Annotated in this window: 14 protein-coding genes; all 14 read left to right on the forward strand. The window is 72.7% G+C overall.

Going from position 1 to position 23,417, the window contains the following annotated elements:
- Positions 1 to 26: 26 nt before the first annotated feature.
- The 14 genes from ACZ402_RS02830 to ACZ402_RS02895 all read left to right on the forward strand — a co-directional run bounded on the left by ACZ402_RS02830 (position 27) and on the right by ACZ402_RS02895 (position 23,413).
- Complete coding sequence (locus ACZ402_RS02830; protein WP_375822742.1) at positions 27 to 728, forward strand: NADH-quinone oxidoreductase subunit C; 702 nt, start codon at positions 27 to 29, stop codon at positions 726 to 728.
- Positions 725 to 2,104 carry an NADH-quinone oxidoreductase subunit D gene (locus ACZ402_RS02835; protein WP_375822321.1) on the forward strand — a complete coding sequence of 460 codons (1,380 nt, stop codon included), beginning with the start codon at positions 725 to 727 and terminating at the stop codon, positions 2,102 to 2,104. The genes ACZ402_RS02830 and ACZ402_RS02835 overlap by 4 nt, the downstream gene beginning before the upstream one ends.
- Positions 2,101 to 3,027, forward strand: a complete 927-nt coding sequence (gene nuoE / locus ACZ402_RS02840; RefSeq protein ID WP_375822320.1) for an NADH-quinone oxidoreductase subunit NuoE — start codon at positions 2,101 to 2,103, stop codon at positions 3,025 to 3,027. The genes ACZ402_RS02835 and nuoE overlap by 4 nt, the downstream gene beginning before the upstream one ends.
- A complete protein-coding gene (nuoF, locus tag ACZ402_RS02845) occupies positions 3,024 to 4,391 on the forward strand; it encodes an NADH-quinone oxidoreductase subunit NuoF (RefSeq protein ID WP_375822319.1) in 1,368 nt (455 codons plus the stop codon). Before nuoE ends, nuoF begins: the two co-directional genes overlap by 4 nt.
- Complete coding sequence (locus tag ACZ402_RS02850; protein ID WP_375822318.1) at positions 4,391 to 7,081, forward strand: NADH-quinone oxidoreductase subunit G; 2,691 nt, start codon at positions 4,391 to 4,393, stop codon at positions 7,079 to 7,081. Before nuoF ends, ACZ402_RS02850 begins: the two co-directional genes overlap by 1 nt.
- Positions 7,078 to 8,493: an NADH-quinone oxidoreductase subunit NuoH gene (nuoH, locus tag ACZ402_RS02855; RefSeq protein ID WP_375822317.1), complete on the forward strand. Its 1,416-nt coding sequence runs from the start codon at positions 7,078 to 7,080 to the stop codon at positions 8,491 to 8,493. The genes ACZ402_RS02850 and nuoH overlap by 4 nt, the downstream gene beginning before the upstream one ends.
- Positions 8,486 to 9,205: an NADH-quinone oxidoreductase subunit NuoI gene (gene nuoI / locus ACZ402_RS02860; protein ID WP_375822316.1), complete on the forward strand. Its 720-nt coding sequence runs from the start codon at positions 8,486 to 8,488 to the stop codon at positions 9,203 to 9,205. The genes nuoH and nuoI overlap by 8 nt, the downstream gene beginning before the upstream one ends.
- Positions 9,202 to 10,167, forward strand: coding sequence for an NADH-quinone oxidoreductase subunit J (locus tag ACZ402_RS02865; protein ID WP_375822315.1), 966 nt, complete (start codon positions 9,202 to 9,204; stop codon positions 10,165 to 10,167). Before nuoI ends, ACZ402_RS02865 begins: the two co-directional genes overlap by 4 nt.
- Entirely contained in the window at positions 10,167 to 10,466 is a 300-nt protein-coding gene (gene nuoK, locus ACZ402_RS02870) for an NADH-quinone oxidoreductase subunit NuoK (RefSeq protein ID WP_047234414.1), read from the forward strand. Before ACZ402_RS02865 ends, nuoK begins: the two co-directional genes overlap by 1 nt.
- 13 nt (positions 10,467 to 10,479) lie before the next feature.
- Positions 10,480 to 12,510: an NADH-quinone oxidoreductase subunit L gene (gene nuoL, locus ACZ402_RS02875; RefSeq protein WP_375822314.1), complete on the forward strand. Its 2,031-nt coding sequence runs from the start codon at positions 10,480 to 10,482 to the stop codon at positions 12,508 to 12,510.
- 13 nt (positions 12,511 to 12,523) lie between these two features.
- A complete protein-coding gene (locus tag ACZ402_RS02880; protein ID WP_375822313.1) occupies positions 12,524 to 14,194 on the forward strand; it encodes an NADH-quinone oxidoreductase subunit M in 1,671 nt (556 codons plus the stop codon).
- Entirely contained in the window at positions 14,191 to 15,966 is a 1,776-nt protein-coding gene (gene nuoN, locus ACZ402_RS02885) for an NADH-quinone oxidoreductase subunit NuoN (RefSeq protein WP_375822312.1), read from the forward strand. The genes ACZ402_RS02880 and nuoN overlap by 4 nt, the downstream gene beginning before the upstream one ends.
- A 65-nt stretch (positions 15,967 to 16,031) precedes the next feature.
- Complete coding sequence (locus ACZ402_RS02890; protein ID WP_375822740.1) at positions 16,032 to 17,036, forward strand: polyprenyl synthetase family protein; 1,005 nt, start codon at positions 16,032 to 16,034, stop codon at positions 17,034 to 17,036.
- A gap of 356 nt (positions 17,037 to 17,392) precedes the next feature.
- On the forward strand, positions 17,393 to 23,413 hold the full coding sequence (locus ACZ402_RS02895) for an Ig-like domain-containing protein (RefSeq protein ID WP_375822311.1): 6,021 nt from the start codon (positions 17,393 to 17,395) through the stop codon (positions 23,411 to 23,413).
- Positions 23,414 to 23,417 lie beyond the last annotated feature (4 nt).

Raw genomic sequence — 23,417 nt, forward strand, 5'->3', positions numbered from 1 at the left:
AGGTCTCCGGACCGCGGTCGGGCGACCTGGTGACCGGGGCGGGCGCGCCGCGCACGCTCGAGGTCGTCGAGGTGCGCGAGGGCATGTTCGGCGTGCACGGCTCGGGCGACACGTCGGGGTACGGCGGGCTCGTCCAGCCCGTCGCGATGCCCGGCGCGAGCCCGCGGCCGTACGGCGGCTGGTTCGACGAGGTCGTCGACGTCCTCGCGGAGGTCCTCGCCGAGGGCGGCACGCGGTTCGAGGCCGCGGTGGAGCGCGTCGTGGTGGACCCGCCGGGTGCGCACGCCGAGCTGACGCTCCACGTGCACCGCGACCACCTCGTCGACGTGTGCCGCGCGCTGCGCGACGACCAGGACCTGCGGTTCGAGCTGAGCCTGGGCGTGAGCGGCGTGCACTTCCCGCACGACGTCGGCCGCGAGCTGCACGCCGTGTACCACCTCACGTCGATCACGCACGGGCGCCGGCTGCGCCTCGAGGTGTCGGTGCCCGACGCCGACCCGCACGTGCCGAGCACGACGTCCGTCTACCCGACGAACGACTGGCACGAGCGCGAGACGTGGGACTTCTTCGGCATCGTCTTCGACGGCCACCCGTCGCTCGCGCGCATCGAGATGCCCGACGACTGGCCGGGCCACCCCCAGCGCAAGGACTACCCGCTCGGCGGGATCCCCGTCGAGTACAAGGGCGCGACCGTGCCCCCGCCCGACACGAGGAGGTCGTACTCGTGAGCACGCACACCACCGGCGCCCCCGGCGCCGCACCGCGATCGACCCGGCCGCCGGTCGGGGACTTCGACGAGGGCGTCCCGAGCTTCGAGGCGTCGGGCGGCGACTGGGCGGACATCGCCGAGAGCGCCGTCGCGGCGGCGGCGCTCGGCGAGGAGCGCATCGTCGTCAACATGGGGCCGCAGCACCCGTCCACGCACGGCGTGCTCCGCCTCATGCTCGAGATCGACGGCGAGACCGTCACCGAGGCACGGTGCGGCATCGGCTACCTGCACACCGGTATCGAGAAGAACATGGAGTACCGGACGTGGACGCAGGGCGTCACGTTCTGCACCCGCATGGACTACCTCGCGCCGCTGTTCCAGGAGACGGCGTACTGCCTCGCGGTCGAGAAGCTGCTCGGCATCACGGACGACGTCCCCGAGCGGGCGAGCGTCATCCGCGTGCTCATGATGGAGCTCAACCGCATCGCGTCCCACCTCGTGTGCCTGGGCACCGGCGGCAACGAGATGGGCGCGACGACCGTCATGACCATCGCGTTCACCGCGCGCGAGGAGATCCTGCGGATCTTCGAGGCGGTCACGGGCTTGCGCATGAACAACGCCTACGTGCGTCCCGGCGGCGTCGCGCAGGACGTGCCGCCGGACCTCGTCGAGCAGGTCCGCGAGGCCGACCCGCTCATCCGCCGGTACCTCGGCCAGCTCGGCGACCTCCTGCTCGCCAACCCGATCTTCAAGGGCCGCCTCGTCGGGGTCGGGCACCTCAGCCTCGCGGGCTGCATGGCGCTCGGCATCACCGGGCCGGTGCTGCGCTCGACCGGGCACCCGTACGACGTGCGCAAGTCCGACCCGTACTGCGGCTACGAGACGTACGACTTCGACGTCCCCACCGCGACCGGCGCCGACAGCTACGACCGCGTCGTGCTGCGGCTCGAGGAGTGCTACCAGTCGCTGCACATCGTCGAGCAGTGCCTCGAGCGCCTCGAGAGGACGGCCGGGCAGCCCGTCATGGTGGGCGACCGCAAGATCGCGTGGCCGGCGCAGCTCGCGATCGGCAGCGACGGCCAGGGCAACTCGCTCGACCACATCAAGGAGATCATGGGCACCTCCATGGAGGCCCTGATCCACCACTTCAAGCTCGTCACCGAGGGCTTCCGCGTCCCGGTCGGCCAGGCGTGGCAGACCGTGGAGCACCCGCGCGGCGAGCTCGGGGTGCACGTCGTGTCCGACGGCGGCACGCGCCCCTACCGGGCGCACTTCCGCGACCCGTCGTTCAACAACCTCCAGGCCGTGGCAGCGATGTGCGAGGGCGGCCAGGTGGCCGACGTCGTGGTCGCCGTCGCGTCGCTGGATCCCGTGCTGGGAGGGGTGGACCGATGACCATCGACGCCGGACCTGCGACGAACGGCGCGCCCGCCGGCGGGCCGCGCCCCGGGTACGACGCGGAGACGACGGCGCGCCTCGCCGCCGACGCCGCGCAGATCGTCGCGCGCTACCCCGAGTCGCGCTCGGCGCTGCTGCCGATGCTGCACCTCGTGCAGTCCGAGGACGGCTACGTCTCGCGCGACGGCATCCTGTTCTGCGCGGAGCGGCTCGGCCTCACCGCGGCCGAGGTCTCCGCCGTCGCGACGTTCTACACGCAGTACAAGCGCCACCCCAACGGGACGTACACCGTGGGCGTCTGCACCAACACGCTGTGCGCGATCATGGGCGGCGACGCGATCTTCGACGAGCTCTCCGACCACCTCGGCGTCGGCCACGACGAGACGACCGAGGACGGCGCGATCACGCTCGAGCGCGTCGAGTGCAACGCGGCCTGCGACTACGCGCCGGTCATGATGGTCAACTGGGAGTTCTTCGACAACCAGACCCCCGGCTCGGCGACCGACGTGGTCGACCGTCTCCGGGCGGGCGAGGCCGTCGCCCCGACGCGCGGCGCCGCGAGCGTGTGCTCCTTCAAGCAGATGAGCCGCATCCTCGCGGGCTTCCCCGACGGTCGCGCCGACGAGGGCGTCGGCGCCGGCGAGCCCACCCTCGCCGGCCTCCGCCTCGCGCGCGAGCAGGGCTGGACCGCCCCCGGTACCGACCAGGCCTCTACCTCGCCGGACCAGGCCTCTACCTCGGCAGGTGGGGCAGACGCCGCCTCCTCCGCCGCAGGCGAGGGCACGCCCGAGAAGCCGGTCACCGGCGGCGAGCAGTCGAGCGCCGAGCGGAAGCCGACGACCGGCGCCGACGTCGACCCCGGCGGCAAGGCCGAGTCTCCCGGCACCCAGCCCGACCCGTCGAAGGGAGCGGACGCATGAGCGAGCAGCAGGGCACCGTGGCCCGGCCGACCCCGGACCCGCTGACCCCCGTCCTGTCGGACACGTGGGACGCGGACCGGTCCTGGACGCTGGCGTCGTACGTGGACCGCGGCGGGTACGCCGGGCTGCGTGCGGCGCTCGCCCAGGACCCGGCGGACGTCGTCGCGACGGTCAAGGCGTCGGGCCTGCGCGGCCGCGGCGGCGCGGGCTTCCCGACGGGCATGAAGTGGGGCTTCCTGCCCGCGCCCGACGGCGGGCCGCGCTACCTCGTCGTCAACGCGGACGAGTCCGAGCCGGGCACGTGCAAGGACATCCCGCTGATGCTGGCGAGCCCGCAGGCGCTCGTGGAGGGCGTGGCGATCACGTCGTACGCGATCGGCTGCGACCACGCGTTCATCTACGTGCGCGGCGAGGTGCTGCACGTGTACCGCCGCCTGCTGCGCGCGGTCGAGGAGGCCTACGAGGCCGGATTCCTGGGCAAGGACGTCCAGGGCTCGGGCTTCGACCTCGACGTGACGGTCCACGCGGGTGCCGGCGCGTACATCTGCGGCGAGGAGACGGCGCTGCTCGACTCGCTCGAGGGGCGCCGCGGGCAGCCGCGGCTCAAGCCGCCGTTCCCGGCGGTCGCGGGCCTGTACGCGCGCCCGACGGTCGTCAACAACGTCGAGTCCATCGCGAGCGTGCCGTCGATCGTCGCGCGCGGCGCCGACTGGTTCACGTCGATGGGTACCGAGCGCTCGGCCGGGTTCGGGCTGTTCTCGCTGTCCGGCCACGTGACGCGGCCGGGGCAGTACGAGGCGCCACTGGGCACCACGCTGCGCGGTCTGCTCGACATGGCGGGCGGGATCCGGGGCGGCAAGAAGCTGAAGTTCTGGACGCCGGGCGGCTCGTCGACGCCGCTGTTCACGGACGCGCACCTCGACACGCCCCTCGACTACGAGTCGGTCGCGGCGGCGGGCTCGATGCTCGGCACGCGCGCGCTGCAGCTCTTCGACGAGACGACGTGCGTCGTGCGGGCCGTGAGCCGGTGGACGGACTTCTACGCGCACGAGTCGTGCGGCAAGTGCACCCCGTGCCGCGAGGGCACGTACTGGATGAAGCAGGTCCTGGCGCGCATCGAGGCGGGCCGGGGCACGGAGTCCGACCTCGACCTGCTCCTCGACACGTGCGACAACATCCTGGGCCGCGCGTTCTGCGCGCTCGGCGACGGCGCCACGTCTCCGGTGACGAGCAGCATCGAGCTGTTCCGCGACGAGTACGAGGCGCACATCACGGAGCACCGCTGCCCGTTCGACCCCGCCGCAGCGGCCCTCTTCGACTACACGCCCCGCCCGGCCCGCGTCCTGACGGCAGGAGTGCACTGATGACGACCACGACCCCCGCCCCGGGCACCGGCTCCGCCGCCGCTCCCACGGGTGGCGCGGCCAAGCCCCCGGTCCCCGCGGACCACGTGACGTTCACGATCGACGACGTCGAGATGTCGGTGCCCAAGGGCACGCTCGTGATCCGCGCGGCCGAGCAGATCGGGATCCAGATCCCGCGGTTCTGCGACCACCCGCTGCTGGAGCCGGCGGGCGCGTGCCGCCAGTGCCTCGTCGAGGTGGCGACGCCGGACCGCGAGGGCAACGTCCGGCCCATGCCGAAGCCCCAGGCGTCGTGCACGCTCGAGGCGACGCCCGGCATGGTGGTCAAGACGCAGCGCACGAGCCCGGTCGCCGACAAGGCGCAGCACGGGATCATGGAGCTGCTGCTCATCAACCACCCGCTCGACTGCCCGGTGTGCGACAAGGGCGGCGAGTGCCCGCTGCAGAACCAGGCGATGAGCAACGGTCGCGCGACGAGCCGGTTCGTGGACGTCAAGCGCACGTTCCCCAAGCCGATCGCGGTCTCGACGACGATCCTGCTCGACCGCGAGCGCTGCGTCCTGTGCCAGCGGTGCACGCGCTTCTCCCAGGAGATCGCGGGCGACGTCTTCATCGACCTGCAGAAGCGCGGGGCCGCGCAGCAGATCGGCCGGTTCGACGAGGCGGTCCTCGACTTCGCGCCGCCCGCGGGACAGGCGCCGGGCGACCGCCCGGTCGGGCTCGCGCTCGAGGACGAGTCGGGGCTGCCGTTCGCGTCGTACTTCTCCGGCAACACGGTGCAGATCTGCCCGGTGGGCGCGCTCACGGGAGCGGCGTACCGGTTCCGGTCGCGCCCGTTCGACCTCGTCTCGACGCCGTCGGTCGCGGAGCACGACTCGTCGGGCTCCGCGATCCGCGTCGACCACCGCCGCGGCGTCGTGCTGCGCCGCCTCGCGGGCGAGGACCCGCTGGTCAACGAGGAGTGGATCACCGACCGGGACCGCTTCGCGTTCACGTGGCAGTCCGCGCCGGACCGCCTCACGCACCCGCTCGTGCGCGACCGCGAGGTCGCCCCGGACGGGTCGGTGACGCGCGGCGAGCTGCGCCCCGCCTCGTGGGCGGAGGCGCTCGAGGTCGCGGCCGACGCCCTGACCCGGGCACGCGACGCCGGAGGCGTCGGCGTCCTGCCGGGCGGGCGCCTCACGGTCGAGGACGCGTACGCGTACGCGAAGCTCGCCCGGACCTGGCTGCGCACGAACGACGTCGACCACCGCGCCCGCGCCCACAGCGCGGAGGAGGCGGACTTCCTCGCGCACGCCGTCGCGGGGCGCGCCGTCGGCCACGCCGGCGGGGTGACGTTCACCGACCTCGAGAAGGCGCCCGCCGTCCTCCTCGTCGGCCTGGAGGCCGAGGAGGAGGCGGGCGTGACCTTCCTGCGCCTGCGCAAGGGCGCCGTGCGGAACGGGGTGCGCGTGTTCTCCGTCGCGCCGTTCGCGACGCGCGGCGTGCAGCGCATGCACGGCACGCTGCTCCCGGCCGCGCCGGGCACCGAGGCCGAGTGGCTCGACGGCATCGCCGCGGGCGACCAGGTCCGCACGCTCGACGAGGCCGAGGGCACCGACCTCCTCGCCGAGGTCAGCGACGCGCTGCGGGCACCCGGTGCCGTGATCCTCGTCGGCGAGCGGCTCGCCGCGACGCGCGGCGGGTACAGCGCGCTGCTCCGCGCGGTCGCCGCGACGGGCGCGCGGCTCGCGTGGGTCCCGCGCCGCGCGGGCGAGCGCGGCGGCGTCGAGGCCGGCACCCTGCCGAACCTCCTGCCGGGCGGACGGCCTGTCGCCGACGCGGCGGCCCGCGTCGACGTCGCGACGGTGTGGGGCGTGACCGCCACCGACGCGCAGCCGACGGGTCTGCCCGCCACGGCGGGCCGCGACGTCGGGGAGATGCTCGACGCCCTGTCCGTCGGCCAGCTCGCGGGCGTGCTCGTCGGCGGCCTCGAGCTCGACGACCTGCCGGACCCCGCGCACGCGCGCCGCGCGCTCGAGGCGGCGGACGTCGTCGTCTCGCTCGAGGTGCGGCGTTCGGCGGTGACCGAGCTGGCGGACGTCGTGCTCCCCGTGGCGCCGCCCGTCGAGCGCGAGGGGGCGTTCGTGAGCTGGGAGGGCCGCGTGCGCCGGTTCCCGGCGGCGCTCGCCTCGACGGCGATGACGGACCACCGCGTGCTCGACGCGCTCGCCGACGCGGCGGGCGTCAGCCTCGGCCTCGGCACCGTGGACGCGGTGCGCGCCGAGCTGGACCAGCTCGTGGGCGACGGCGCGTGGGACGGCGAGCGCGCCGCCGCGCCGGCCGTCGAGACCACCGAGCCGCCCGCCGTCGCACCCGGGACCGCGGTCCTCGCGAGCTGGCGGCTCCTGCTCGACGACGCGCGCGGCCAGGACGGCGAGCGCTACCTCGCGGGGACGGCGAAGCGCCCGGTCGCGCGGCTGTCTGCGACGACGGCGGCTGCGGTCGACGTGTTCGACGGCGACCTCGTGCGCGTCTCGACGGACCGGGGAGCGGTCACGCTCCCGGTGGTGGTGACCGACATGGTCGACCACGTGGTGTGGCTGCCGCTGCGGTCGCCGGGGTCGTCCGTGCACGCGGCGCTCGGCGCCGTGCCGGGCGACGTCGTCCGGCTCGGGCCTGGGAGCACCGACGGAGGGGAGGACGCATGACCGGCGCGCACCTGGTCCACGCGCTCGCGGCCGAGACCCCGGGCGTGCCCGGGATCACCGCGAACTTCTCGCAGGACAACGGCTGGACGTACCTCGTCAAGGCCGTCCTCATCCTCGTGTTCCTGCTGACGAGCGTGCTGTTCGCGATCTGGTTCGAGCGCAAGGTCGTGGCGCGCATGCAGGTGCGCCCAGGCCCCAACTGGCACGGCCCGTTCGGCCTGCTCCAGTCGCTCGCCGACGCGATGAAGCTCCTGCTCAAGGAGGACATCACCGTCAAGGCGGCGGACAAGTTCGTCTACCTGCTCGCGCCGATGATCTCCGTGTTCTGCGCGCTGCTGGTGTTCGCGGTCGTCCCGTTCGGGCCCGAGGTGCAGATCCCGTTCACGGACTACGTGACGCCGGCGCAGCTCACCGACTTCCCGGTCGCGACGCTCTACATCCTCGCGTGCGCGTCGCTCGGCGTGTACGGGATCGTGCTCGGCGGCTGGTCGTCCGGGTCGACGTACCCGCTGCTCGGGGCGGTCCGCTCGACGGCCCAGGTCATCAGCTACGAGCTCGCGATGGGCCTCTCGCTCGTCTCCGTCTTCCTCATGGCGGGGTCGATGTCGACCTCGCGCATCGTCGACTCGCAGACGCAGCTGTGGTGGTTCCTCCCGCTCCTGCCGGCGTTCGTCATCTACGTGATCTCGATGGTCGGCGAGACGAACCGTCTGCCCTTCGACCTCCCCGAGGCCGAGGGCGAGCTCGTGTCCGGGTACATGACCGAGTACTCGTCCATGAAGTTCGCGTGGTTCTTTCTCGCGGAGTACATCAACATGCTCAACGTCTCCGCGGTCGCGACGACGCTGTTCCTCGGCGGGTGGCGCGCCCCGTGGCCGCTCTCGGCGATCAACGACGGCATGTTCAACGAGGGCTGGTGGCCGATCCTCTGGTTCCTCGTCAAGGTCTGGGCCGTCATGTTCTTCTTCGTGTGGGTCCGCGGCACGCTGCTGCGCCTGCGCTACGACCAGTTCATGCGGTTCGGCTGGAAGGTCCTCATCCCGTTCGCCCTCGCGTGGCTCGTGCTCCTCGCCGTCGCGCAGGCCGTGCGCCAGTTCCTCGACGTCGACCTCCGGGTCTTCGTCGGCATCGCCGTCGCGCTGGCCCTGGTGGTCGTGGTGGTCGTCTGGTTCTGGCCCGAGAAGAAGGCCCCACCCGGAGCGACGCCCCGCGCCGCGGGCACCGGGCCCGAGCCGTTCGACGCGTTCGCGGGCGGGTTCCCCGTCCCGCCGCTGCCGGGCCAGTCGCTCCCGCCCTCGCCCCGCCGTCGTGCCCTCGTGCCCGACGACGCGGGGTCGCCCGGGGCGTCCGGCTCGCCGGGCACCGGTGCCCCCCGAGACACACCGCACGACAAGGAGGTCGACCGTGGCTGACGACCAGAAGCCGGGCGGGCCCGGCGAGTACGAGGTCCGGCGCCCCCAGGCGAAGGGACTGCGCGAGGCGCTCGCGCCCGTCGCCGGGTTCGGCGTGACCTTCGCCTCGATGTTCCGGCCGACGGTCACCGAGCAGTACCCGCGCCAGAAGGTGCCGACGAAGCCGCGGTACCACGGGCGGCACCAGCTCAACCGGTACCCCGACGGGCTCGAGAAGTGCATCGGCTGCGAGCTGTGCGCGTGGGCGTGCCCCGCGGACGCGATCTACGTCGAGGGCGCGGACAACGCGGACCTGCCCGACGGCGGCCACATGTCGCCGGGCGAGCGGTACGGCCGCGTCTACCAGATCAACTACCTGCGCTGCATCTTCTGCGGGCTGTGCATCGAGGCGTGCCCCACGCGCGCGCTGACGATGACCAACGAGTACGAGCTCGCCGGGCCGACGCGCGAGGGCATGATCTGGGAGAAGCAGGACCTGCTCGCGCCGCTCCAGGAGCGGATGCTCGCCGCGCCGCACCCGATGGTGCCCGGGACCTCGGACACCGAGTACTACCGCGGGGAGGTGAGCGGCCCGGTGGCCGAGCAGGTGGAGTGGGTGCGCGAGCACCGACCGGACGACCCGACCCTCCCGCCCGAGCCGACGGGACCGCCGCCGGAGGTCCGGCGGGTCGCGCAGTCGTCGGGTCGGTCGGCCCGGAAGGCCGCCCGGTGACCGCGAGCGGCGGCGAGGCGGTCCTCTTCTGGGTCCTCGCCCCCCTCATGGTCCTCGCGGCGCTCTCGCTGCTCTTCGCGCGCAAGGCGGTGCACGCCGCCATCGCGGTCATGTTCGTCATGGTCGACCTCGCGATCCTCTACATCGCGCAGGAGGCGTCGTTCCTCGGCGTCGTCCAGGTGGTCGTCTACACCGGCGCCGTGATGATGCTGTTCCTCTTCGTCCTCATGCTCGTCGGGGTCGACGCGTCGGACTCGCTCGTGGAGACGATCCGCGGGCAGCGCTGGGTCGGCGTGCTCCTCGGGCTCGGTCTCGGGGTCGTGCTGGTGGGCGTGGTCGCGCAGGCGACGTTCCCGCCGTCGGTCGGGCTCGAGCTCGCCAACGCCGCGACCAACCCCGTGGCGCTCGCCCGCGTGCTCTTCGCGGACTACGTGTTCGCCATGGAGGTCGTGGGCATCCTGCTCATCACCGCGGCGGTCTCCGCGCTCGTGCTGACGCACCGGCGGCGCCTCACCCCGAAGGTGGGGCAGCGCGAGCAGGCCGACGCGAAGGTCGCGGCGCTGCCCGCGGGCGGCCGGCTCACGCCGCTCGCCGCGCCCGGCGTCTACGCGCAGAACAACGCCATGGACACCCCGGCGCTCGACCCGCAGGGCCGGCCCATCGAGGAGTCGGTCTCCCGCATCCTGCGCATCCGCGGTCAGGAGCGGTCGGCCGGGGCGATCCTCGAGGCCGAGCGCGAGGTGCTCGTCGAGCACGAGCCGCTGCGGGCGCTGCCCGCGCTGCGGGCCCAGGACGCGAACGAGCGCACGGTGCAGGCCGCGACCGCCGACCAGCCGCAGGGCGAGGCGCCCGCCGGCGAGGTCGGCGGGCCGGACGACCCGGGCCGGTCCCGCGTGCCCGGCGGCACCGCGGACGCGGTGCCCGACGGGAACCCCGCCGCGACCCGGGGAGGAGAGGACTGATGGAGCTCACCAACTACCTCGTGCTCGCGGCGATCCTGTTCTCGATCGGCGCCGCGACCGTGCTGCTGCGGCGCAACGCGATCATCGTGTTCATGGGCATCGAGCTCATGCTCAACGCGACGAACCTCGCGTTCGTCACCTTCGCCCGCATGCACGGTGACGTGACCGGGCAGGTGCTCGCGTTCTTCGTCATGGTCGTCGCGGCGGCGGAGGTCGTCGTCGGCCTCGCGATCATCGTGTCCATCTTCCGCACCCGTCGGTCCGCCTCGGTCGACGACGTCAACCTGCTCAAGAGCTGAGGGGCCGGCACCGATGACGACGCTCCTTCCCGCCCTGCCCACGGCGAGCGGACTGCTGGCCGCGACCGACGTCGTGCCTGCGTCCGAGACCGTGCCGGGCGCGTTCCTCGCGGCACCGTTCCTGGTGCTGCTCCCGCTCCTCGGGGCGGCCGTCCTCCTCCTCGCCGGTCGCCGCAGCGACCGCTGGGGCGCGTGGTTCGGCGTCCTCATGTCGGGCGCCGCGTTCGTGGTGGGCCTGGTCCTCTTCCTCGTGATGCTCGGGCTGCCCGTCGACGAGCGCGTGGTCGACTTCCGCATCGGTGACTGGATCGTCTCCGGTGGTCTCGACCTGGCGATGGGCCTGCGGATCGACCCGCTGTCGCTGACGTTCGTGCTCCTCGTGACGTTCGTCGGCACGCTCATCCACGTCTACGCGGTCGCCTACATGGCGCACGACCGCGACCGGCGCCGGTTCTTCGCGTACCTCAACCTGTTCGTCGCGGCGATGCTCGTCCTCGTCCTCGCCGACTCCTACCTCCTGCTGTTCGTCGGCTGGGAGGGGGTGGGCCTGGCGTCGTACCTGCTCATCGGGTTCTGGAACCACAACCGCGCGTACGCGGTCGCGGCGAAGAAGGCGTTCGTCATGAACCGCGTGGGCGACATCGGCCTGATCGTGGCCCTCATGCTCATGTTCGCGACGTTCGGCGCGGTCGACTTCACCACGGTGTTCGCGCAGGCGCCCGAGGCGTCGACCGCGGTGCTCACCGCGACGAGCATCGCGCTCCTGCTCGCCGCGTGCGGCAAGTCGGCGCAGTTCCCGCTCCAGGCGTGGCTCGGGGACGCGATGGCCGGCCCGACGCCGGTCTCCGCCCTCATCCACGCGGCCACCATGGTCACGGCGGGCGTCTACCTCGTCGTGCGGTCGGCGCCGATCTTCGAGGGCGCGCCCACCGCCCAGCTCGTCGTCGTGATCGTCGGCGCGGTGACGCTGCTCTTCGGGGCGATCGTCGGCTGCGCCAAGGACGACATCAAGAAGGCGCTCGCCGCGTCGACCATGTCCCAGATCGGGTACATGATCCTCGCCGCGGGGCTCGGGCCGATCGGGTACGCGTTCGCGATCTTCCACCTCGTGACGCACGGCTTCTTCAAGGCCGGGATGTTCCTCGGCGCGGGCTCCGTCATGCACGGCATGGACGACCAGGTCGACATGCGCCGGTTCGGCGGCCTCGCGCGGTACATGAAGATCACCTGGATCACGTTCATGATGGGCTGGCTCGCGATCCTCGGGATCCCGCCGTTCTCCGGCTTCTGGAGCAAGGACAAGATCATCGAGGCGGCGTTCGTCCCCGTCGACGGCGAGCCGTGGCGGGCGTGGGTCTTCGGCGGCGTCGCGCTGCTCGGTGCCGGGATCACCGCGTTCTACATGTCGCGCCTGTTCTTCATGACGTTCTCCGGACGCCGTCGCTGGAACGACGGCAGCGGGTCGGCGGACGGGCTCGGCCCGCAGGACGGCCCGGTCCAGCACCCGCACGAGTCCCCGCGGCTCATGACGTGGCCCATGATCGTCCTGGCGGTCGGCTCGGTGGCGCTCGGCGGCATCCTCGCCGCGGGCTCGCGGTTCGTCACGTGGCTCGAGCCCGTCACCGGGCACGCCGAGCACCACGAGCCGGTCCTGCCGGTGTGGTCGCTCATCACCCTGACGCTCCTCCTGGTCCTCGCGGGCGCGGCGCTCGCGTGGCGGCAGTACGCGATGTCGAGCGTCCCGGTCCGCGCGCCGCGGGGCTCCGTGCTCACGCGTGCCGCCCGCCGCGACCTGTACCAGGACGACGTCAACGAGGCCGTGTTCATGCGGCCCGGCCAGTACCTCACGCGCTCGCTGGTCTACGCCGACAAGGAGATGGTCGACGGCGGCTGGATGGGCCTCGCCGGCCTCGTCGGCCGGATCGGGGAGTGGCTGCGCGGGTGGCAGAACGGCTACGTGCGCTCGTACGGCGCGACGATGCTCGGCGGCCTCGTGGTGATCGTCGCCGTCGTCCTCGCCCTGACCACCGGCTCCGCGAGCTGAGAGGGAGACAACCATGACTACCTCCGTCCCCTGGCTGTCCCTGCTCGTCGCCTGGCCCCTGGTGGGGGCCGCAGCGGTGTGGCTCACGGCCGCGGCCCGCACGCGGGGCGTCGGTGCGGGCGCCCTGCGCACCGTGCGCGGCATCGCCCTCGGCGCCGCGCTCGTCGAGCTCGGCCTCCTCGTCGGCGCGTTCACCGCGTTCGACACGTCCGCGGCCGGCACGTACCAGCTCGCCGAGACGTACCGCTGGATCCCGCAGATCGGCGCGAGCTACGCGGTGGGCGCCGACGGCGTCGCGCTCGCGCTCGTCGCGCTGTCGGTCCTGCTCGTGCCGCTCGTCGTGCTGGCCGCGTGGAAGGAGCAGGACGGCGACGTGCGCCGGCTGCGCCACTACCTCGCGCTCGCGCTGCTGCTCGAGGCGTTCATGGTCGCGGTGTTCGTCGCGCGCGACGTGTTCCTCTTCTACGTCCTCTTCGAGGCGATGCTGATCCCGGTCTACTTCATGATCGGCGGGTTCGGCGTCGGGGCGCGGCGGCGCTACGCGGCCGTGAAGTTCCTGCTGTTCTCGCTCGCGGGCGGGCTCATCATGCTCGCGGCCGTCATCGCGCTGTACGTGCAGGTGCCGATCGACCCGACGACGGGCGCGCGCCCCGAGGACGCGTTCCTCACGTCGAACCTCGTGGGGTACTTCGCCGAGAACCCGATGCCGGTCACCACCGAGCGGCTGCTGTTCCTCGGGTTCTTCCTCGCGTTCGCCATCAAGGCGCCGCTCTTCCCCGTCCACACCTGGCTGCCCGACGCCGCGCAGCACGCGCCCGCGGGCACCTCCACGCTCCTCGTCGGCGTCCTCGACAAGGTCGGCACGTTCGGGATGCTCACGCTGTGCCTCCCGCTCTTCCCGCACGCGAGCGCGTGGGCGGCCCCGGTCGTGGTCGTGCTGGCGGTCGTGTCGATCCTCTACGGCGCGCTCATGGCGATCGGGCAGAGCGACCTCATGCGCCTCATCGCCTACACGTCGGTGTCCCACTTCGGGTTCATCGTGCTCGGCATCTTCGCGTTCACGTCGCTCAGCGTGTCCGGGTCGTCGCTGTACATGGTGAACCACGGCATCTCGACCGGGGCGCTGTTCCTCCTCGCCGGCTTCCTCATCGCCCGGCACCCGGAGCGCTCGCAGCGCATCGCAGACTACGGCGGCCTGCAGAAGGTGGTCCCCGTGCTCGCGGGGACGTTCCTCGTCGCCGGCCTCTCCGCGCTGTCGCTGCCGGGCCTGTCGACGTTCGTCAGCGAGATCATGGTGCTGGTCGGCACGTTCGCGCGCAGCCCGTGGGCCGCGCTCTTCGCCGTGCTCGGCGTCGTGCTCGCCGCGCTCTACGTGCTGCTGACCTACCAGCGGATCTTCACGGGCGGGACCCGCGAGGGGCTCGACCAGCTCCCCGACCTCGACGCGCGCGAGAGGTGGGTCGTCGCGCCGCTGATCACGGTCCTCCTGGTCCTCGGCTTCTACCCGGCCCCCGCGCTCGACCTCGTGCGCGAGCCCGCGGAGGTCACCCTGTCCGACCTCGCGGTCGCCGGCGTCGAGGACCCGCCGCGCTCCGACCCGTTCGCCGAGGGGGCCGAGCAGGCCGCCCTCGAGAGCCAGGGGTCGTCCGTCACTCGTAGCTCCGACGAAGGGAGCGAGTCGTGAACGACTCCTTCGTGGCCCCCACGGTCGACTGGCTCTACCTCGCCCCGATCCTCGTCGTGCTGGGCGCCGGCGTCGTCGGCGTGCTGATCGAGGCCTTCGTCCCGGCGCGCGTGCGGCGCACGACGCAGGTCGTCCTCGCGCTCCTCGCGACGGCCGCGGCGTTCGCGCTCGTCGTCGTGCTGTGGCGCGACCCCGCCGTGCAGGGCGCCGACGGCGCACCGTACGGGGTGCGGGTGCTCGGCGGGTCGATGGTGATCGACCCGTTCGGTCTCGCGATCCAGGGGATCGTCGTCCTGCTCGCGTTCCTGGCGATCCTCGTGATCGTCGACAAGACGTCGACCGGCCAGGACGCGTTCGCGCCGTCCGCGGCGGCGGTGCCCGGCTCGCCGTACGAGGGCCTCACGCGGCGCAAGGGCCTCGAGCAGACCGAGGTCTACCCGCTCGTGCTCTTCGCCGTCGGCGGCATGATGATCTTCCCCGCGACCGGCAACCTCCTCGTGATGTTCGTCGCGCTCGAGGTGCTCTCGCTCCCGCTCTACGTGCTCTCGGCGATGGCCCGCCGCCGCCGTCTGCTGTCGCAGGAGGCGTCGTTCAAGTACTTCCTCCTGGGGGCGTTCGCGTCCGCCCTGTTCGTGTTCGGCGTCGCGCTCGTCTACGGCTTCGCCGGCTCGGTCGACCTCGTCGAGGTGTACCAGTCGCTCGCGACGCCGGAGGGCCCGCTCGCGACCATGCCCGGCCTCGTCGTCGTCGGCGTCCTGCTCATCCTCGCGGGCCTGCTCTTCAAGATCGGGGCCGCGCCGTTCCACGCCTGGACCCCGGACGTGTACCAGGGCGCCCCGACGCCGATCACGGGCTTCATGGCCGCGTGCACCAAGGCGGCGGCGTTCGGCGCGCTCCTGCGCGTGCTCTACGTCGTGAGCCTCGGCCTCGCGCAGTCGTCCCTCGCCTCGCGCGAGGACCTCTTCGTCGCGCTGTGGATCGTCACGCTCCTGACGATGGTCGTCGGCGCCGTCGTGGGTGCCGTGCAGACCGACGTCAAGCGTCTCCTCGCCTACTCGTCGATCGCGCACGCGGGCTTCATCCTCGTCGGCGTCGTCGGGTTCTCGCAGCTCTCGCTGCGCGCGACCGTCTTCTACCTGCTCGTCTACGGCCTCGCGACGGTCGGCGCGTTCGCGGTCGTCACGCTCGTGCGCGAGACCGCCCCGGTGCGCGAGCGCGTGCCGGCCACGGTGGGAGCCGCGGCCGGCGGGACGGGCGACCCCGCGGACAACGTGACCGACGGGGCGGCGGAGCAGCCGGTCGCCGTGCTCGGCGAGGCGACGCACCTCGCCCAGTGGGCCGGGCTCGGACGCCGGAGCCCCTGGCTCGCGGGCGTGTTCTCCCTCTTCCTCCTCTCCATGGCGGGCATCCCGCTCACGGCGGGCTTCGTGGCGAAGTTCACGACGTTCGGTGCGGCGATCGCCGGGCCCGACGGCCAGGGCGGGGGCTCGACGTGGGTGCTCGCCGTCGTCGGTGTCATCGCGTCGGCCGTCGCGGTGTTCTTCTACGTCCGGATCATCGTGCTGATGTTCTTCACGGCGCCCTCCGGAGGGTCCGCGGCCGGGACGGACGACGACGGTGCCGCGCTCGAGGGGCCGGGCGTGACCGTCGTCCGGTCGACCGGTCCGACGACGATCGCGATCGCCGTGTGCGCGCTCGGGGTGCTCCTCCTCGGTGTGTTCCCGTCCCCGGTTCTCGATCTGGCGGCCGAGGCGGTTAAGTTCGTCCCGTGACCTCTGTGCCTTCCGTGCCGCCCGCGCCCGCCGGGCCCCGCGGCCCGCGCGACCGGACCGCGCCCGTGACGACCACCGCGATCCCGATCTCGGACCCCGCGCTCGCCGCTGCCCTCACCGAGCGGCTCGCGGGGGTCGAGGCTCGGCTGCGCGAGGCCGTCGCGCACGCCGACCCGCTCGCCGACACCGCGTCCCGCCATCTCGTCAACGCGGGGGGCAAGCGGCTGCGGCCGCTGCTCACCCTGCTCGCCGCCGAGCTCGGGGACGGGACGCGTCCCGAGGTCGTGGAGTCCGCGGTCGTCGTCGAGCTCACGCACCTCGCGTCGCTGTACCACGACGACGTGATGGACTCCGCCCCGGTGCGCCGGGGTGCCCCGTCCGCGCACGCGGTGTGGGGGAACTCGGTCGCCATCATGGTCGGTGACCTCCTCTTCGCGCGTGCCGCGTCGACCGTCGCGGCGCTCGGGCCCGAGGCCGTGCTGATCCAGGCGCGCACGTTCGAGCGCCTGTGCCTGGGCCAGCTCCACGAGACGATCGGCCCGGGCGAGGGCGACGACCCCGTCGAGCACTACCTCGGGGTGCTCGCGGACAAGACGGCGTCGCTCCTGTCGACGTCCGCGCGGCTCGGCGCGCTGTTCGCCGGGTGCCCGACGGCCGTCGTCGACACGGTCGCGGCCTACGGGGAGAAGCTCGGGGTCGCGTTCCAGCTCGCCGACGACGTGCTCGACCTGGCGTCGTCGGGCGACGAGTCGGGCAAGACGCCGGGTACGGACCTGCGCGAGAAGGTGCCGACCATGCCGGTCCTGCTGCTCCGTGCCCGGATCGCGAACGGCACCGCGAGCGAGGCGGACGCCCGGCTCGTCGAGATGCTCGACTCCGACCTGACCGACGACGCCGCGCTCGCCGCGGCCGTGGCCGCGCTGCGACGCCACGAGGTGCTCGGGGAGACGCGCGCGCTGGCGGTGCGCTGGGCGCGCGCCGCCGTGGAGGAGCTCGACGCGCTCCCCGCGGGGCCCGTCGCCGACTCGCTGCGCTCGTTCGCGGAGGCGCTCGCCGACCGCGCCTCCTGAACCGTCGTCCGGGGTGATCTTTCGCCCCGTCCGCGGTGGCCGGCACCGGCGTCGATCGGGGACGACTTCGTTGCCTTCGTCATCGAGTTGACCTGCTCGGACGTGCCCGGTAGGGCGGGGCCGCCCGGCACCACCGCGTCTCGACGGAGCACGGAGTGGGGAGTGCTCCCCATCGGACGGGTGTCGGTTTTCACCCGGTGTCCCGCTATCCTCGGTTGCGCGATCGGTGGGGCCGCCTGGTACGTGCGAGATCGAGGGGGCTGGAGAAGGGGGCCGGTCGTCTCCCGATCCAACTCCTCGGAGGACCTGTGGGTTTCCTGGCGCGTCTGAACGAGCACCGCCGCACCGTCGCGTCGGTGAGCACCGTGTCGGTGTTCTCGACGGCGCTCGTCGGGATGGCGTTCTTGTACGACGGCGAGGCCACGGCGGACGTGGACCTGAACGACTCGGGCGTGTGGGTGACGAAGTCGTCGGCCGGGTTGCTGGGTCGGTTCAACGACGAGTCCCAGGCGATGGACGGGACGTTGAACGCGGGCAGCGCGTCGTTCGACGTGCAGCAGGACGCGGGCCGTGTGCTCCTCGACGACACGAGCACCGGTACGGCGTCTCCGGTCGACGTCGCGCACCTGAAGCTGGACGGGCAGGTCCGTCTGCCGGCGGGGGCGCAGGTCGTCTCCGGTGGTGCGACGACGGCGATCCTCGACGGTGAGGAGGGCCTGCTGTGGGTGCTGCCGTTCGACGGGGCGGCCTCGTTCGACGCGGAGAAGACGGACCCGACCGCGGAGGTCGAGGGCGGGGGAGCCCTCACGGTGTCGCAGGACGGGACGGTCTTCGCGGCGATCCCGTCGACGGGGACGTTGTGGACCGTGGCGACGACGTCCAAGGGCACCGCTGACGGTGACCCGTCGTCCTCCTCGCTGCCCGTGGGCAAGGGCGCGGAGGTCGAGGTGACCGCGGTGGGCGACAAGCCGGTCGTGCTCGACCGGTCGGGCTCGCAGCTCGTGCTCCCGGGGGGCAAGACGGTGACTCTGGACGACGGCGCCGAGGCGCGGCTCCAGCAGCCGTCTGCGGGGTCGGCGAACGTCGTCGTGGCGACGACCGGGGGACTGGTCACGCAGCCGCTCAAGGGCGGGGACGCCGTGCGGCGCTCGGCCGAGGGACGCCCCGGCGCGCCGGTCCAGCTCGGCGGCTGCACGTACGGGGCGTGGGCCTCGACGGGTCAGGTCGTCCGCGACTGCGACGGCACCGACCGCGACCTGGACACCCGCCTGGAGGGGATCGACCCGCAGGCGCGCCTGGAGTACCGGGTGAACCGGCGCGTGATCGTGCTGAACGACCTGTCGGCGGGGACGTTGTGGATGGCGGCGGACGAGTACCAGAAGGTCGACGACTGGGACGTGCAGTTGCCGGAGGAGGCCGAGGGGGAGGAGTCTGACGCGGAGCTGACGAACCCGGAGCAGGTGGATCAGTTCATCGCGGACCGTTCGCAGCCGAACAAGCCGCCGCAGCCGCAGGACGACTCGTTCGGGGTGCGTCCGGGTCGTACGACGATCTTGCCGGTGCTGGGCAACGACGTGGACCCGGACGGGGACGTGATGACGGCGTCGCTGGCGGGGGACTCGCCGGGCAACGCGACGGTGCAGGCGATCATGGGTGGTGCGGCGCTGCAGGCGGTGGTGCCCGAGGACGCGCAGGGCACGGGCACGTTCCGGTACTCGGTGGCCGACGGGCGTGGTGGTGTGGCCGAGGCCGGCGTCACGCTGAAGGTGTCGCCGTGGGGGGAGAACGCGCCGCCGGAGCAGACGGGTGACCCGGTGCTGCGGGTGGCTCAGGGTGGTCGGGCGACGATCAAGGTGCTGCCGTACTTCAAGGACCCCGACGGCGACGACCTCTACCTCGCCTCGGCCGCGGCGACGGTGGCCGGGGACGACGTGCGTTCGCGCCCGGACGGCACGGTCGAGTTCCGCGACGGCGGCGGCTCGACGGGTCGCAAGGTGGTCACGGTCACCGTGGCGGACGGGCAGGGCGGCGTCTTCGAGGGCAAGCTCCTGGTGGACGTGGTGCCGGGTCCGCAGCCGCCGGTGGCGGTGAACGACCACGTGGTGGTGCCGGCGGGTCAGCCGGTGACGGTGGAGCCGTTGCGCAACGACACCGACCCGAACGACGACGAGCTGCGGCTGGCGTCGGTCTCGGAGTCCGCGCCGGCGGAGATCACGCCGAACTATGACGCGGGGACGTTCACGTTCGTGTCGATGGAGCCGCGGTCGTACGACCTGACGTACCAGGTCACGGACGGTCCGAACGCGACGACGGGTCTGGTGCGGGTGGACGTGCTGCCCCCGTCGGAGGCTGCGGGTGCCCCGATCGTGGTGACCGACACCGCCCTGCTCCCCGCGGGCGGGTCGACCCTGGTCGACGTGCTGGCCAACGACACCGACCCCGCCGGCGGCGTCCTCGTCGTCCAGTCGGTCAAGGTCCCCGCGGACGCGGGCGTCTCCGTCGCCGTGCTCGCGCACCAGATGCTGCGCATCACGGAGCTGCGGCAGCTCGACGGTCCCGTCACCGTCACGTACACCGTGTCGAACGGCACGGAGTCCGCCCCGGGGGAGGTCCGGGTCATCCCGGTGCCGGCGCCGACGCGGTTGCAGCCGCCGCAGGCGGCCGCGGACGAGGTCACGGTGCACGCGGGGGACGTGGTGACGGTCCCGGTGCTGAAGAACGACACCCACCCCGACGGGCTGGAGCTGTTCCTGCAGCCCGAGCTCGAGCAGGACGTGGACCCCGCCCTGGGCGAGGCGTTCGTCTCCGAGGACACGCTGCGGTTCAAGGCCGGCCCCGAGGCCGGGACCGCGTACGCGATCTACCGGGTGCGCGACGTCAACGGGCAGGAGGACTCGGCCCAGGTCACGATCCGCATCCGCGACGGGGAGGACAACGCACCCCCGCAGCCGCGCGAGATCGAGGCGCGCGTGCTGTCCGGGTCCAGCGTGCGCATCGCGGTGCCCCTGGACGGGATCGACCCCGACGGCGACTCCGTCCAGGTCACCGGCATCGCGTCCGCGGCGAGCAAGGGGACGGTCGGCGTGGTCGACGGCTTCCTCGAGTACACCGCCGCGAAGAACGCGGTGGGGCTCGACGCCTTCACCTACACGGTGCTCGACGCCCGCGGGGCGACGGCGACCGGCACCGTGCGCGTGGGGATCGCGCGCCCGGGGGAGACGAACCAGCCTCCGGTGGCGGTGGACGACGAGATCACGGTGCGCCCCGGGCGCACGGTCTCGGTCGCGGCCCTGGCCAACGACACCGACCCCGACGGCGACCAGGTCGGCCTGGTCCCCGGCGGCATCGAGGACACCCACGACCTGGACGCCGAAGTCGTGACCGACCGCATCGTCCTGACCTCCCCCGACGCCGACGGCGCCTACACCTTCTACTACCAGGTCCAGGACACCTACGGCGCCCGCGCCACCGGCGCCGTCACCGTGAACGTCGCCGCCGACGCACCCCTGCTGCCCCCCGTCGCCCGCGACGACACCGTGCCCGTCGAGGACATCCTCGGCAAGACCGAGGTCACCGTCCCCGTCCTGGACAACGACGAGGACCCCGACGGCGCCGCGACCGAGCTCACCGTCACCACCGACGCGACCACCGCCACCGTCACCGACGCCGGCGAGCTCGTCATCACCCTCACCGAGAACCGCCAGGTCGTGACCTACACCGCGACCGACGTCGACGGCCTCACCGCCAAGGCCTTCGTCAAGGTCCCCGGCCTCACCGACCAGAGGCCCACGCTCCGACCGGGGACGCAGCTCGAGGTGCTGGCCGGCGAGTCCCTGCCCATCGACATCACCGAGCACGTGCTCGTCGTCGAGGGCAGGACCCCGCGCCTGACGACCGAGGACGCCGTGAAGGTCACGGAGGGCTCGCGCGAGATCCCGTCGGTGACCCAGATCGTGTACACGCCCGACCCCGCCCACACCGGGCCGGCGTCGGTGTCGTTCGAGGTGACCGACGGCTCCGGCCCCGACGACCCCGAGGGGCACACCAACGTCCTGACCATCCCCGTCCAGGTCCTCCCTCCGGAGAACCTCGCACCCGAGCTCGTCGGGTCCCCGGCGGTCGACGTGGCGGCGGGCGAGGAGGCCTCGGTCGACCTCGCACGCTTCGCCACGGACGCCGACGGCGACCCGCTGAAGTTCACCGCGTCCCCGGGCGGCGCACAGGGCATCACCGTCTCGGTCGAGGGCAGCACGCTGCACGCCCAGGCCACGCCCGAGGTGCCCAAGGGCTCGGTCGTGCAGGTCCCGATCACCGTCACCGACGGCGAGCACCCCCCGGTCGAGGGGACCGCGACGCTGACCGTCGTGGCCTCCACCCGGCCCCTGGTCCGCGCCAACACCGACACGGTCGACGACGCCCACCAGGGCAAGGCCACGAAGATCGACGTGCTCGCGAACGACTCCAACCCGTTCCCGGACACACCGCTGAAGCTCGTCGACGCCGTCGTGGAGACCGGGCGGGGTGCGGCCGACCTGGCCGGTGACCAGGTGAGCGTCACGCCGCAGGACGACTTCGTGGGCGTCATGGTGGTCCGGTACCGGGTGCAGGACGCGACCAAGGACCCCGACCGCGAGGTCGAGGGCCGGATCCAGATGAAGGTCCTCGGCAAGCCGGAGGCTCCCGCGACCCCGCAGGTCGAGGAGGTGCGGTCCAAGACGGTCGTGCTGTCCTGGGACCCGCCGAACAACAACGGCGCCGACATCACCGGCTACACCGTGCGCTCCCAGAACGGCTACGAGAAGGCCTGCGGCACCACCACCTGCACCCTCGACGGCCTCACCAACAACGTCAAGTACACCTTCACCGTGTTCGCGACCAACGCCGTCGGCGACGGACCCGCCTCCCCGCCCTCGGCCGAGGCCCGACCCGACGAGAAGCCCGACCCGCCCGCCGCACCCACCCTCGAGTTCGGCGACCAGTCCCTCACCGTCACCTGGACCAACAAGGCCTACACCGACCGTTCGCCCATCGAGACCGTCGACCTGGAGATCTCCCCGGCGCCGCCGGGCGGGGCGGTCCAGAAGACCGCGCTCGTCGGAACCTCGGTGACCTGGGACGGGCTGAAGAACGGCGTCGCGTACAAGGTGCGCGTCCGGGCGAACAACCTCGCGCCCGACCCCTCGGACTGGGGCGAGTACTCGACGGCAGAGACGCCCGCGGGCAAGCCGGCCGCGCCGGCGAAGCCGACCGCGAAGCGCACCTCGGTCGGCGACACGTCGCAGATGCAGGTCGCGTGGGCCGCCCCGTCCGACAACGGCGCGGCGATCTCGAAGTACACGATCGAGGCGCTCCAGGGCGGCTCCGTCGTGAAGACCGCCACCGCCGGGGCGGGGGCGACCTCGACGACGATCGGGGTCTCCGCGGACACGACCGGCTACACGTTCCGCGTGCGGGCGCACAACAAGGCGACCGACAAGTTTGGCGACGCCGAGTTCTCGCCCGCGTCCGACCCGGTGCGGGCCTTCGCCAAGCCGAGCACGGTGAGCAACCTCAGGGCCACGGCGAACGGGACGAACAAGCAGGTCCAGCTCTCGTTCGGCGCGGCGTCCGGCAACGGCGTGAAGGCGAGCGAGATCTTCTACCAGTACGACGCCGGCGGCGGTTGGACGAGGCTCGCCGACAACAAGATCGTGGGCGGGCTCACCAACGGGACGGCGTACTCGATCAAGGTCCGCGCCGTCGCGGGCGTCGACGGCGCGAACGAACCCGGCACGGCGACGACCGCGAACTCCGCCACCCCGTACGGCCCGCCGCCGCGCCCGTCCGTCTCGGCGAGCGGCGGCAAGGGCCAGGTGACCTTCAAGGTCTCCGGCTCGACGAACGGCCGCAACGTGACGATCACGGTCAGCGGGGCGAAGTCCGGCTCGTTCACCATCTCGCAGTCGGCCGGCTCGGGGTCGAACACGTACACCGCGAGCGGGCTCGGCTACGGCGAGACCGCCAAGCTGTGCGCCGTCGCGAAGGACAGCGAGGGCAACACGTCCGCCGAGGCGTGCGACTCGGCCAAGACCCAGGAGCGCCCGGTCCCGACGCTCTACAAGCACTCCAACGCCAAGGGTGAGGACGGCTGCGGCGACGACTCGTGCCGCTGGCTCGGCATCGACCCCAACGGCGCGACCGGATCGGTCCAGTACCAGTGCTGGGGCTCGGACGGCGGCTGGCACCGGTTCTCGCCGTCGTCGAGCTACTCCAACGAGTGGTGGACGATCAACCTCAGCAACGGCCGCCAGCGGCTCCAGTGCTACTACGGCTGGCCGGGCCAGCAGGTCCAGGTGAAGTTCTCCGACGGGACGAGCACACCGGTCATGGGCTGGTAGCCCC

Source organism: Cellulosimicrobium sp. NPDC030954 (assembly GCF_055571305.1).